The organism is Rhodohalobacter halophilus (assembly GCF_001715195.1).
Lineage (GTDB): Bacteria > Bacteroidota > Rhodothermia > Balneolales > Balneolaceae > Rhodohalobacter > Rhodohalobacter halophilus.
Window position 1 is genome coordinate 69,639 of the sequence record NZ_MDWE01000011.1, and the last position, 12,187, is coordinate 81,825.

Here is a 12,187-nt window from a genome sequence, read left to right on the forward strand (position 1 = left end):
CAATACCATGGAACAGTACATTTTAGCATTGGATCAGGGAACAACAAGCTCCCGGGCCATCGTCTTTAACAAAAAAGGCGAAATTGTATCAACAGCGCAAAAAGAGTTTCGGCAGATCTATCCGCAGCCGGGCTGGGTTGAGCACGATGCGCAGGAAATTTGGTCAACACAGGCAGGTACCGCAGCCGAGGCAGTCGCTTCTGCAGGCATTAATGGAAAAGCGCTTTCAGGTATTGGGATCACCAATCAGCGGGAAACCACGGTTGTTTGGGACCGAGAATCCGGCCAGCCAATCTACAATGCCATTGTCTGGCAGGATCGAAGGACATCAGATTACTGTGATAAGCTGAAAGCTGACGGCCATGCAGAGATGATACAGGATAAAACCGGATTGGTTGTGGACTCCTATTTTTCCGGAACAAAAGTGAAATGGATTCTGGATAATGTGGATGGAGCGCGAAAAAAGGCTGAAGATGGAAAACTGGCTTTCGGAACCATCGATTCATGGCTCATCTGGAATTTTACGCAGGGGGAACTGCACATTACAGATGTGACGAATGCGTCGAGAACGATGCTCTTCAACATCAATACCATGGCCTGGGATCATGAAATTCTGGAGCTGATGGACATCCCTAAAAGTATGCTTCCGCAGGTGAAGCAGTCGAGTGAGGTTTATGGAAATACAAAAACCACACTCTTTGCAAGCAAGGTGCCAATAGCGGGAATTGCCGGTGATCAACAGGCGGCGCTGTTCGGGCAGATGTGTACAGAAAAAGGGATGGTGAAGAATACATACGGTACCGGATGTTTTATGTTGATGAACATCGGTGATAAGCCAATCAAATCAGAAAATAATCTGCTTACCACGGTGGCATGGAAAGTGGATGGAAAAACTCAGTATGCGTTTGAAGGCTCTGTATTTATTGCGGGTGCAGTGGTTCAGTGGCTTCGCGATGAGATGAGCATCATTCAGGAGTCGAAAGATATCGAGTATTTTGCCAATAAAGTGGAAGACTCTGACGGTGTGTATCTGGTCCCTGCATTTGCAGGGTTAGGCGCACCTCATTGGAATCAGCATGCGCGGGGAACGATGGTTGGAATTACAAGAGGAACGAACAGAGCCCATATTGCCCGTGCAGCACAGGATTCCATCGCCTACCAGGTTATGGATCTGCTTAACGCAATGAATGCGGATTCAGGAATTCAGATCAAAGAGCTTCGAGTGGATGGCGGCGCAACGGTCAACAATACGCTGATGCAGTTCCAGAGTGACCTTCTTGAAGTGCCGGTGGTTCGTCCGAAAGTTACAGAGACAACCGCACTTGGTGCTGCCTATCTGGCCGGGCTTGCCGTCGGTTACTGGGACGATATCGAAGAGATTCGCCAACAGTGGATGGTAGACGAAGAGTTTACGCCTAAGATGGAGAAAGAAAAAGTGAATAAGCTGACCAATGGATGGCAGAGAGCCGTACGAGCTGCAATTGCATGGGCAGACGACAAGTAAGTAATAACTTCAGTTTTATCATTTAAACTTTTTGTTTTCAATAATTACAACAAAATGGAGTAATGGATTATGAGTCCGTATATCGCTGAAATAATTGGTACTGCAATTCTGATGCTGCTTGGTAATGGAGTTGTGGCAAACGTATTGCTTAAAGATAGTAAAGGAAACGGGGGCGGCTGGATTACCATCACCTGGGGGTGGGGCATTGCCGTATTTACGGCTGTGTATGTTGTGGGGCAGTATAGCGGTGCTCACATCAACCCGGCCGTAACGTTAGGCCTGGCCTTTGGGGGACTGTTTGAATGGGCACATGTACCTTTCTACATCGGTGCTCAGCTGATCGGGGCTGCAATTGGAGCCTTGCTGGTATGGCTTACCTACAAAGACCACTACGCAAAAGAGGAGGATGCCGACCTGATCCTTGCAACACACTGTACAGCACCGGCCATCCGGAAATATCCAAGCAACGTAATGACCGAAGCGATCGGTACGCTGATGCTGGTGTTTGGAGTTTTTTACCTGACCTCACCCGGATTTATTGATCTGAATGGAGAACTTCTTGAGGTGATTGTTATTGACGGTGTTGAAGTAGGGTTTGGACTCGGTTCACTTTCAGCCCTTCCTGTGGGATTGCTGGTACTAGGAATAGGGTTATCTCTTGGCGGCCCCACCGGTTACGCAATTAACCCCGCCCGGGATCTTGGGCCAAGAATTATGCACGCCCTTTTGCCAATACCCGGAAAGCGCGACAGCGACTGGGCATATTCCTGGGTTCCCATAGTTGGTCCCATTATTGGTGCGGCGATAGCAGCCGGACTCTTTGTGATCCTATAATAAATTGTGTGGACGAACAGGCCTGCCCGCCTGTCATCCACACCTCAACTCCCATACATCCAATCAATCATCCTGCGGCCGCCATTTGACGGAAAGCCACAGGCTAACAAGAATTAACAGGAGTTTTCTCATGGAACTTAAGAAACTTTACGTCACTGCTCTACTTTTGATGGGTACCTTTCTTTTAAACATTTCAAATGCTGCCACAATACAGGCCCAGGGCATTCAATACGAAAATGATTCAGGGTGGGGGCTGGATGTCACAGGTCAACTGCCTGTATTTATCAACCTGTCAAAACATGATTCCTTCAGTTCTGACGGCGGAGATCAATTTTCGAGCCGGATCATGTCCGGTTTTAACCCTGCAAATATCACATTTTCAGTATCTGCACCTGCAAAGGGGGGGATTTCGGTGAGAGGTATTTTTCAGATTAATCATCACCTTCAGGGAGCCGGTATACAAAATGATGGTCTGTTTGAGGGCAGAATCGCTGATATTGAGATCTCAGGAGAGTTCGGCACCGTAAACATGGGTAAAGGATTTGGCATTTTTGGAAGCAGCGCAATTGCTGATGCCGGCAGCGCAATGGGTGTTGGACGGTTTGGAGGACCTGATGCAGCAGATGCAACGCTCGGTCGGATCGGTTCAGGTTATACGTACGCCAACTTCAACCCGAGGATCACATACACCACTCCGAGCCTTGGCGGATTGACGCTGAAAGCAGGGTTCATCAACCCGGAAAAACCGGATGGACCTTCTGATGATATTGAAACCACAATGCCTCGGTTTGAGGGGCAGGCAAACTATTTCATTGATTTAACGGCCGGCACAATGGATATCTGGGTTGGCGGTATGGCTCAATCTGTTGATGTAGTCAGTCAGGATTTTGAGTACACGATCTCCGGATGGGATGCCGGTACAAGAATCAATATCGGTGGCTTGCAGTTAACCGGGGCTTATTCTCAGACATCCGGCGTAGGTGCTGATGGATTAATAGGGCTGAACCTGAGTGGTTCTGGGCTGGATCAGGCGGAAGTGAAGGCTACACAGTGGTATACCGAAGCGGTATATACACTCGGTGATATTATCATCGGCGGCAGCTATGGAGAAGGATCACAGGATGCCAACTCAACGGTTATTGGAAGCTCTCCGGATATTACAAATCAGTTGCTTATGGTATTTACTCGATATAAAGTAACGGATCAGCTAACCTTGATTGGTGAAGTTCAGAATTTTGAATCAGATGCACAGTCAAATTACCGGGCTCTGATTGCGGGGATGCAATTCAACTTTTGAGGTGTTTTTATATCAATGAAAGTAAATAACTCCCTTGAGTAATGGAGGGAGTTATTTTGTGTGAAGTGGATTTTATATCAATCAGATTTTTTGATCTACAGTCTCCATCATTTTTGGATACCACTCCGCAAACGTGTCATTATTGATCTGTTCCCTGATCTGCTCCATCAGCCAGAGGTAGAATGTGAGATTGTGTTTAGAAGTCAATTCTAGACCCAGAATTTCATCCGACCTGATGAGGTGGTGGATATAGCTCATATTATATTTTTGAGCCAGTTCTGAGGGGAAATCACTGTCTAGCGGCTGGTGATGGTGCTTCCACTTGGCATTTCGAACATTGATTTTGCCGTTTCGGGTAAAGATCATGCCGTTTCGGGCATTACGGGTTGGCATCACGCAGTCGAACATATCTACCCCGTAGGCTACATTTTGCAGTAGATTGGCCGGTGTTCCAACACCCATCAAGTAACGGGGTTTACTCTTTGGCAGGTGATCTGTATTGAAATCTGTTATTTCGTACATCAATTCAGTCGGTTCACCCACACTGAGCCCGCCAATGGCCAGTCCTTCAAAATCGAGAGAGGCCATATATTCTGAGGATAGTTTTCGCAGATCTTTATGAACTCCGCCCTGAACAATACCAAACTGCATTTGATTGTGCCCATAAAGCGGATCGGTTTTGAGAAAATGTTCGCGTCCGCGTTTAGCCCATCGGTGCGTCAACTCCATGGAATTTTCTACATAGTCCCGTTCAGCGGGATAGGGCGGGCACTCATCCAAAATCATCATAATGTCCGACCCAAGAATTCTCTGAGTATCCACCACATTTTCGGGAGTGAAAAGGTGTTTTGAGCCGTCGATATGACTCTGAAATGTTGCGCCTTTCTCTTTCAGGTCTCGTATGTCAGCGAGGGAAAAAATCTGGTAGCCACCCGAGTCGGTAAGAATCGGTTTGTCCCAGCCCATAAATTGATGGAGTCCGCCGGCAGCCTTCATGATGTCGTTCCCGGGGCGCAGATAGAGATGATAGGTGTTGCCCAAAATAATCTGGGCCTTTACCTTTTTAAGCAGATCGTCCTGATTTACCGCTTTTACAGTACCGAGTGTGCCAACAGGCATGAAGATCGGCGTCTGAATCTCTCCATGATCTGTTTTTAAAGTTCCGGTTCTGGCTTTGGTCTGAGATGATTCGTGATGTAGAGTAAACAAAGAAATATTTATTAATTGTAATGAGAAGGCGCTATTTTCAGCATTCTTGATGCAGAAAATACGCATCATCGCGAAGTAATAACAGCTAATATCTGATCAAACAGATAATCCAGATAGATAATGAGCTCCGATACGGTTGTCATTATACCCACATATAACGAAGCCCACAATGTGCAGCGGCTAATTGATACTGTGATGAATTTACAGCCTCATGTGGATGTGCTGTTTATTGATGACGGATCACCGGATGGAACCGCAGATCTCATCAAAGAGAAAATGACTGTGTTTCACAACAGAATTTTTCTGATTGAACGAGAAGGGAAACTCGGACTTGGCACAGCATATGTGCGAGGGTTTGAATATGCGTTAAAGAATGGATATACCTACATCTGCGAAATGGATGCAGATTTTTCCCATGATCCAAACGATCTTCCGAGACTTGTGGAATCGGTAAAAAGCGGTGAGGCTGACCTTGCCATCGGGTCAAGATATATCAAAGGAATCAGTATCGTAAACTGGCCGTTAAGACGTTTGATTCTTTCCTATTGTGCAAATTTATACGCTCGAATCATTACCGGAATTCCTGTGATGGACACAACCGCCGGCTTTAAATGCATCCATCGAAACGTGCTCGATACGATCGACCTGAAAAAAATTCGATCGAACGGATATGCTTTTCAGATCGAAATTCACTTCAGGGCATGGAAGGCCGGGTTCAATCTCAAAGAGGTCTCCATCATCTTTAAAGAGAGGGAGGAGGGCGTTTCCAAAATGTCCAAATCTATTGTCCGGGAGGCGATCTGGAGAGTCTGGAGCCTGAAATTCAGAAGCCTGATTGGCAAGCTCTGAACTACTTGTAGAGAATGGACCCAAACGACACAGCGCTCTCAGTTCTCTGTTCATCCCACCAGTGGTAGTTGATCTGTTCTCCGTGTAACTCCGGAAATGCATTCATAAAGGTGAATAGCGGCGGGAATCCGCAAATTCGGGAGGAGTCGAAGTGTTCTGAAATTTCAGAGAGCAGATCTTCCGGGTTGTTGCGGACAGAAGCGTTTAGAAAGCGTTTGTCAATCTGCTCCACGTTTGGTTTCATCAGGTCGGCATGTACGCTGTCGCCAAATTTTTTCCCGATGTGAGACAGATCCCCGCTGATAAGATAGAATGTATCCGGAGTGTCGAGTTTATTCAGTTTTTTTGAAAACCGATTCAGCTTATCAGCAATATCACCTTCCGGATGGTACATCATCTCATCCAGCGAACCAACCAGAATGGGGACAATTTCAACATCGTGCTTCCAGATCTCCGAAATTAGCAGGAGGTGTATTTCAATACTGTGTTCAATCCGATGAGCCCGGTCGGAGAGGGTAAAGCCAGGTGCATTTTCTGCAAGCTTTTTCAGATAAGCCTGATCTGTTTCAAACGACCTGTGCGGCAAACGAAAAGTTTTTTCTGAACCGATAAACGGCGTTCCTTCATACTGATCGGGAAAATAGCCGGCATAGTGACTGGTAGCCAGAATGACAACCCGCTTGGGCTGCAGATGTTTCAATGTTGAGAATGCCTCTGCATACTGCTCTTCACCCACCCGTAAATCGATGTGGGGAGCATAGAGGGCTTTGAACGATTGGGCGGTTGCCGCAGATTGGTCCTGATAGAGATCATTGAGGTACTGCTGAATTTCCTCCTCACGATCCGGGTAGCTGCTGCCATTCAGGATCGGTTTTCTCACGCTCAGTTTCTCAAACTCTTTTTCAATTCGGTTTGAAAACGTTCTGAAATGCTTGGTATTCAATATTCGATGCTGATCCAGAAGCTGGACAAATTCCAGCAGCTCATCCTGTGATATATTTCCGTTCGACAGGTCGCAGATCTCCTTTACGGAAGTTTTTCCGTTGATGAGAGACAAAACAGTTTCCGTTTGAGAATCCAGAGCGAAATTTGGGGTAGTGTACCCCATTACATCATGAAAATAGAGAACGGACGTTCCATTATTTTGAACCGGAATTACCTGGATATCCCGGCGCAGTTCAGGAATGGGTGAGGTGTACGAGTCGAACAGGAGAGTGTCGTTCATTCGTTTTGTCCTCTCATTTTCCAGCATTCACACTTCTTTCCATATTTGATGCAGATGGGATGCTCGGGCGGTTCAGGGATTCTGGCTTTGCAGGCGTTCCGGCCGTGGTGAATCATTAGATGAGATAGGTTTGTCCAGTGCTCTTGTGGAAAGAGAGCCATCAAATCCTTCTCAATTTTATTGGTATTCTTTTTCTCACGTGTCAATCCAAAACGGTTCGATAGGCGTTTTACGTGAGTATCAACAACAACGCCCACATTTTTGTTAAAAGCGTTACCCAATACCACATTGGCTGTTTTACGGGCTGCACCGCGCAGCTTAAGCAGATCCTTCATCGTGTCCGGAACCTCACCGTCAAACTCTTCCACAATGGTGGTTGACGCCTCTTTCAGAGATTTTGCCTTATTTTTGTAAAATCCCGTAGACCGAACCAGCTCTTCGAGATCTTCAAGCGGAGCTTCAGACATTGCTTCTGGAGTAGGATAAGCCTCAAACAGATCCGGTGTTACCTTGTTCACGCGCTCATCGGTGCATTGTGCACTCAAAATCGTTGCGATCAGAAGCTCAAAAGGGTTCCGGTGATTGAGTTCGCAGTGAGGGTTTGGGTAGTGTTCGTAGAGTGCGTCAAGTATATCTTGTGCCCGCTCTTTTTGGGCTTTGCTTTTTCTTGGAAGTTTAGCCAATTCTGTCGGTTTGATTTTAAAATTAATACCAAAACTTATGAATGTCGATTCATAAATAAAATTATGATCGAAAACGTTTGCCATCCCCGCCTCATTACTTTTCATGTAACCGATTGAATCCGTAAACTTGGCCACGTATCAAAATCAAAACAGTCTCATGAAAAAGCACGCCGCTTACGGCACGGTACTACTCTTTACCATTATCTATATCCTCAGTTTTGTTGATCGCCAGATTGTAGCTGTGCTGGGGACTCAAATTCGGGACACACTCACTCTGAACAATCTGCAGATCGGGTTGCTATACGGGCCGGCTTTCTCGTTTGTCTATGCACTTGCAGGAATTCCAATGGGAAGAATTACCGATCGAACATCCCGTAAAATGATGATTTCGATAGGGTTGTTCGTCTGGAGTTTGATGACCGTTTTGAGCGGATTTGCCGCCTCGTTTGCATTCCTCATCACGGCCAGGATTTTTGTAGGCTTAAGCCAGTCGATGCTGAGCCCGGCTGTGTACTCCTATCTTGCCGATACGTTTTCGCATGAAAAACGAGCAACCGTTTTCTCGATTTATGCGAGTGGCATTTTTATTGGAGTGGGCCTCTCTTTTTTGATTGGAGGAAATGTGTCTATGCAGTACGATTGGCGAATAGCCATGATTGTTGTTGGTATTCCCGGTTTGATTCTTGCACCCCTTACATGGTTTTTAGTGAAAGAACCGTCCCGTTCTGGCAATTCACAAAAACCGGAAGAGAGCGTATGGGTTGATATCCGAACCATTTTGGGAAAAAAATCTGTCAGGCTGCATTTAATTGGATTCTCCTTTTTAGCTTGTATGGGTTACACAATTCTGGCATTTGTTGGAAACGTCTTTAATGACATTCACAACCGGCCGGACCTTATTTCAAGCTATGGTTGGTTTATGTTTGGCGTGGGAAGTATGGTGATATTGTCGGGTAAGCTGGCCGACATCCTTGCTGAAACATCCCCAAACCGGCGTTTTTTAATGGGCGTGTTTGCAGCTTTGGGTGGGTTGCCATTTTATGGACTTGGTCTGTATGCTGCTTCGCCACAAGCGGCCTTTCTTCTGATGGGAATCGGGGTTTTATTTGCCTCGTCATACAATGGTGTGGCAGCAGCAATAATTCAGTATTTTGTGCCGGACTCAAAGCGGGCATTGGCCGGAGGAATTTATCTTTTTGTGATCAGTATAGCAGGGTTTGGAATCGGTCCGCCTGTTACCGGCTGGTTGATGGATTACGTCTATTCCGGCGATTTAGCCGTGGCACACGCAATGTTTACGGTGATTGCTACCTGCTCGGCCGGAGCAACAATATTCCTTTTTTGGGCAATGAAATACTACGATGAGGATGTAGTGAAATAATCAATTACTGAAATTGAATGAATTCAGAAATAAAGAGTAAAAAAGTAAATCACGATAATACCGACTGGAAAGAATCCCCCTACCTTATTTTAAAGGGTTTTTTAATGGGTTCGGCGGATATTGTTCCGGGAGTCAGTGGCGGAACCATGGCTCTTATTACCGGTATTTATCAACGGCTGATCTATGCGATTAAAAGTGTGGACACAAAAGCAGTAAAAAGCCTGTTTACACTACGTGTTCAGCGATTTTTTGAATACCTGCACTGGAAATTTCTGCTGCTTCTTTTCACCGGTATCATCCTTGCCATCATATTTTTTACTCGTGTTGTGCCACTTCAGGTCTACATGTTTACTCATCCTGAGTTGATTTACGGGCTCTTTTTTGGATTGATCCTGGGGTCTGTATTTTTGCTTCTGGCAGAGCTTGATGAGTCTGATCGAAAGTGGAGATCTTTATTGCCGCTATTTGCCGGTGCGGCCATCGGGTTTTGGGTAGTAACCCTGGTTCCGGCAGACACACCTGAAACCTTCTGGTATGTGTTTATTAGTGGGGCGGTGGCTATTTGTGCGATGATTCTACCCGGTATTTCAGGCTCCTACATCCTGCTTATCTTCAGAAAGTACGATTATGTATTGGCTCAGCTCGGGGCAATTGGTTCACCCGAAACGGGCCAGGCCATTTTGAATATCATTCCATTTGCTTTGGGGGCCATTGTGGGGCTCATGCTTTTTTCAAGGCTCCTTTCTTGGCTGCTCGACAGATATTACGCGATTACACTACTTGTTTTGATTGGGTTTTTACTAGGCTCCCTGTACGTAATCTGGCCTTATCAGGATCGGGAATTTGAAGAGATGGTGCGAAGCAGCGAGGTTTTACCGGCTGACCATCCTCGAGTACAGGAAATTTCGGAGCAGGGAATGGATCCCAATTTGCCCCGGTACGAACGCGTGGCAGAGAGGTTTGAGGATGAGGGCGGTTCAGAATTGGTGGTTATTGAAACCGTATCGAGAAAGTTGGTATCGAGCACACCGCTCTCACCGTGGGATGATGAGCCTGCAGGTGAATTGAAGACGGTTGAGGGGATTCTTGGAATCATCGGTGGACTGTTACTGATTATTGGTATTGCCTACCTGAGGAAGGCATCTCCAAATCGTTGAATTATTTTCAGATAAGCGAAATATTTCTTGCTTAATAGACGAGAAACTCCAAAATTTAAGTAGGGACGATAACCAAGTTTTAAGGTGTCAGGAGTTTTCACCGGTGGTGCAATAATTTGAATTTTAATATCAAAAACAGACAACAACCATGATTACATTCAACAAAATTCTGGTGCCGACAGACTTCTCAAAAGGAGCAGAGGGAGCATACGCCGTAGCCCAAAAGATTGCGAAAAAATTTGGCGGGAAAATTGATTTCATTCATATCGTACCAACACTCAAGTATGTAAATGAAAGCATCAAGCGTCTGGGTGTTCCGCTCGATATGAACAAGGATGTCTATCCGCGTGTGATTGAAGAGGCTGAGCAAAAAATTGATAAAGCGATGTCGAGCTACATTGTTGAACAAAATCGCGGGGATCATTTTGTGAAAGTCGACCGCCGTCCTTCTGAAGCCATTGTAGAGCACGCCTCAAAAAACGGATATGATCTAATTCTGATTGGTGCAAAAGGTGCCCATGAAACCAAAATGCTGCGCGGAAGCGTGACAGAACGCGTCATTCGCCGGTCGAAGGTGCCAGTATTTTCGGTAGGAGATCGTTTTAATGCCGATGACGTGAAAAATATTATGGTTACTACCGATACCTCTGAACTGTCGCTTGCTTCATTTCCAATGGCAGCGGCACTTGCCGATTCGTTTGGGGCTAGTCTCACACTATTTCATGTGATTGAACTCTACGGTAGTATATCTGAAGATATTCCAAGGTCTCCGGCCAAAGGAGAAGCGATTTCAATTTATGAAGCAATTATTGAACGGTTAAATAACTACCTCACCAAGCGAAAAATCGAGAATATTCATGTGCAGAGAACGGGCGTGACGTTTGAGGATGAAGTCGTGATAACCGATGGCGACCAAAGCAGAACCATACCGCTCTTTACAAAAATTGAGAAAGGAGTATCAGCACATTATGAAATTGAAAACTACGCTTCCGATTCAGCTGATTTGGTCATGATGGCTACACACGGGCATAGTGGATTTGCCCACCTGATCCTCGGTTCAACGGCGGAAAAAGTGGCTCAATATGTATCCAAACCGGTGATAACAGTTCGGCCGGAAGAGAAAGATTTTGAAGAGGCGTAAAAGGACTTCCCAATAAGGGAACTAACTTTAAATACAAATAGAGAGGTGTTTTATGAGAGTAAGAGAGAAGTATATCGTGATTACCGGTGGAGCCGGTGGAATTGGGTTGTCAACAGCTCAGAAAATGCTTGATGAGGGTGCCGGTGGGGTTTTATTGGTGGACCTTAAAGAGGATGCACTGAAGGAAGCCGCATCCACGCTCAAGAGTGATAAAGTTCACTATGTGGATGCTGATGTTACTTCATCCGGCGATGTGAAAAAGTACACAGATAAAGCCATAGAGCTTTATGGAAGAATTGATGTGCTTTTTTTAAATGCCGGTATCGAGGGGGTGGTAAAACCGATCGAAGAGTATCCTGAAGATACATACGATAAGGTTATGGCTGTAAATGTGAAGGGTGTGTGGCTGGGTATGAAACATGCATTTCCACACATGAAAAAGGGCGGGGGAGGAAGTGTAATCATTACATCCTCTGTTGCCGGACTTCAGGGGACACCAAACGTGAGCGCTTACGTTACCAGTAAACATGGAACGGTCGGTTTGATGAAGGTAGGGGCCTTAGAGGGTGCTGCAGATAAGATCAGGGTGAACACGATTCACCCATCTCCGGTGGATAACCGAATGATGCGTTCACTCGAGGAAGGGTTTGCACCCGGACACGCAGAGGAGGCGAAAAAAGGCTTTGAACAAAGTATTCCTTTAGGGCGATATGCAAAAAATGAAGAGATCGCAGATCTTGCCCTGTTCCTGGCGTCGGATGAAAGTAAATTTATTACCGGAGCTCAATATGTAATTGACGGTGGACTTACCGTATAAACTTTTCAGCTTATATAATGAAAACCGACCTCTGCCGGAGGTCGGTTTTTTTGAGGATTGAGAATTTTTAAGAAACTGTTCCTATCTATT

At 45.8% G+C, this 12,187-nt stretch carries 11 protein-coding genes; 8 read left to right on the plus strand and 3 right to left on the minus strand.

Annotated elements, in window-relative coordinates; all coding sequences use genetic code 11:
* The first annotated feature begins 7 nt into the window (after nt 1-7).
* From glpK to BG260_RS03860, 3 genes are all read left to right on the plus strand, one after another.
* Nucleotides 8-1,504, plus strand: coding sequence for a glycerol kinase GlpK (gene glpK / locus BG260_RS03850; RefSeq protein WP_069130620.1), 1,497 nt, complete (start codon nt 8-10; stop codon nt 1,502-1,504).
* Between the two features lie 69 nt (nt 1,505-1,573).
* The gene (locus tag BG260_RS03855) at nt 1,574-2,338 is read left to right on the plus strand and encodes an MIP/aquaporin family protein (RefSeq protein ID WP_069130621.1); all 765 of its coding nucleotides are present in this window, start codon (nt 1,574-1,576) and stop codon (nt 2,336-2,338) included.
* 130 nt (nt 2,339-2,468) lie between these two features.
* The gene (locus tag BG260_RS03860) at nt 2,469-3,635 is read left to right on the plus strand and encodes a porin (protein WP_083750081.1); all 1,167 of its coding nucleotides are present in this window, start codon (nt 2,469-2,471) and stop codon (nt 3,633-3,635) included.
* Between the two features lie 81 nt (nt 3,636-3,716).
* Here the strand turns inward: BG260_RS03860 and tgt are convergent, their stop codons facing one another.
* Nucleotides 3,717-4,844 carry a tRNA guanosine(34) transglycosylase Tgt gene (gene tgt / locus BG260_RS03865; protein ID WP_069130623.1) on the minus strand — a complete coding sequence of 376 codons (1,128 nt, stop codon included), beginning with the start codon at nt 4,842-4,844 and terminating at the stop codon, nt 3,717-3,719.
* A 120-nt stretch (nt 4,845-4,964) separates the two neighbouring features.
* Here tgt and BG260_RS03870 point away from each other — a divergent pair, with 120 nt between their 5' ends.
* Entirely contained in the window at nt 4,965-5,693 is a 729-nt protein-coding gene (locus tag BG260_RS03870) for a polyprenol monophosphomannose synthase (RefSeq protein WP_069130624.1), read from the plus strand.
* 1 nt (nt 5,694) lies between these two features.
* On the opposite strand, the gene amrB is transcribed toward BG260_RS03870, so the two are convergent.
* Entirely contained in the window at nt 5,695-6,918 is a 1,224-nt protein-coding gene (gene amrB / locus BG260_RS03875) for an AmmeMemoRadiSam system protein B (RefSeq protein WP_069130703.1), read from the minus strand.
* Nucleotides 6,915-7,706 carry an endonuclease III gene (nth, locus tag BG260_RS03880; RefSeq protein ID WP_245683890.1) on the minus strand — a complete coding sequence of 264 codons (792 nt, stop codon included), beginning with the start codon at nt 7,704-7,706 and terminating at the stop codon, nt 6,915-6,917. The genes amrB and nth overlap by 4 nt, the downstream gene beginning before the upstream one ends.
* Before the next feature lie 52 nt (nt 7,707-7,758).
* Here nth and BG260_RS03885 point away from each other — a divergent pair, with 52 nt between their 5' ends.
* From BG260_RS03885 to BG260_RS03900, 4 genes are all read left to right on the plus strand, one after another.
* Nucleotides 7,759-8,982, plus strand: a complete 1,224-nt coding sequence (locus tag BG260_RS03885; protein ID WP_069130625.1) for a spinster family MFS transporter — start codon at nt 7,759-7,761, stop codon at nt 8,980-8,982.
* Nucleotides 8,983-8,999: 17 nt separating this feature from the next.
* Entirely contained in the window at nt 9,000-10,139 is a 1,140-nt protein-coding gene (locus tag BG260_RS03890) for a DUF368 domain-containing protein (protein WP_069130626.1), read from the plus strand.
* A 148-nt stretch (nt 10,140-10,287) separates the two neighbouring features.
* The gene (locus BG260_RS03895; protein WP_069130627.1) at nt 10,288-11,280 is read left to right on the plus strand and encodes a universal stress protein; all 993 of its coding nucleotides are present in this window, start codon (nt 10,288-10,290) and stop codon (nt 11,278-11,280) included.
* A 52-nt stretch (nt 11,281-11,332) separates the two neighbouring features.
* Entirely contained in the window at nt 11,333-12,097 is a 765-nt protein-coding gene (locus BG260_RS03900) for an SDR family NAD(P)-dependent oxidoreductase (RefSeq protein ID WP_069130628.1), read from the plus strand.
* Nucleotides 12,098-12,187: the final 90 nt, after the last annotated feature.

Excerpts from the sequence above, each read along its gene's own strand:
- glpK (WP_069130620.1), top strand. The coding sequence starts at position 8 with ATGGAACAGTACATTTTAGCATTGGATCAGGGAACAACAAGCTCCCGG.
- BG260_RS03855 (WP_069130621.1), top strand. The coding sequence starts at position 1,574 with ATGAGTCCGTATATCGCTGAAATAATTGGTACTGCAATTCTGATGCTG.
- BG260_RS03860 (WP_083750081.1), top strand. The coding sequence starts at position 2,469 with ATGGAACTTAAGAAACTTTACGTCACTGCTCTACTTTTGATGGGTACC.
- BG260_RS03870 (WP_069130624.1), top strand. The coding sequence starts at position 4,965 with ATGAGCTCCGATACGGTTGTCATTATACCCACATATAACGAAGCCCAC.
- amrB (WP_069130703.1), bottom strand. The coding sequence starts at position 6,918 with ATGAACGACACTCTCCTGTTCGACTCGTACACCTCACCCATTCCTGAA.
- nth (WP_245683890.1), bottom strand. The coding sequence starts at position 7,706 with ATGAAAAGTAATGAGGCGGGGATGGCAAACGTTTTCGATCATAATTTT.
- BG260_RS03885 (WP_069130625.1), top strand. The coding sequence starts at position 7,759 with ATGAAAAAGCACGCCGCTTACGGCACGGTACTACTCTTTACCATTATC.
- BG260_RS03890 (WP_069130626.1), top strand. The coding sequence starts at position 9,000 with ATGAATTCAGAAATAAAGAGTAAAAAAGTAAATCACGATAATACCGAC.
- BG260_RS03895 (WP_069130627.1), top strand. The coding sequence starts at position 10,288 with ATGATTACATTCAACAAAATTCTGGTGCCGACAGACTTCTCAAAAGGA.
- BG260_RS03900 (WP_069130628.1), top strand. The coding sequence starts at position 11,333 with ATGAGAGTAAGAGAGAAGTATATCGTGATTACCGGTGGAGCCGGTGGA.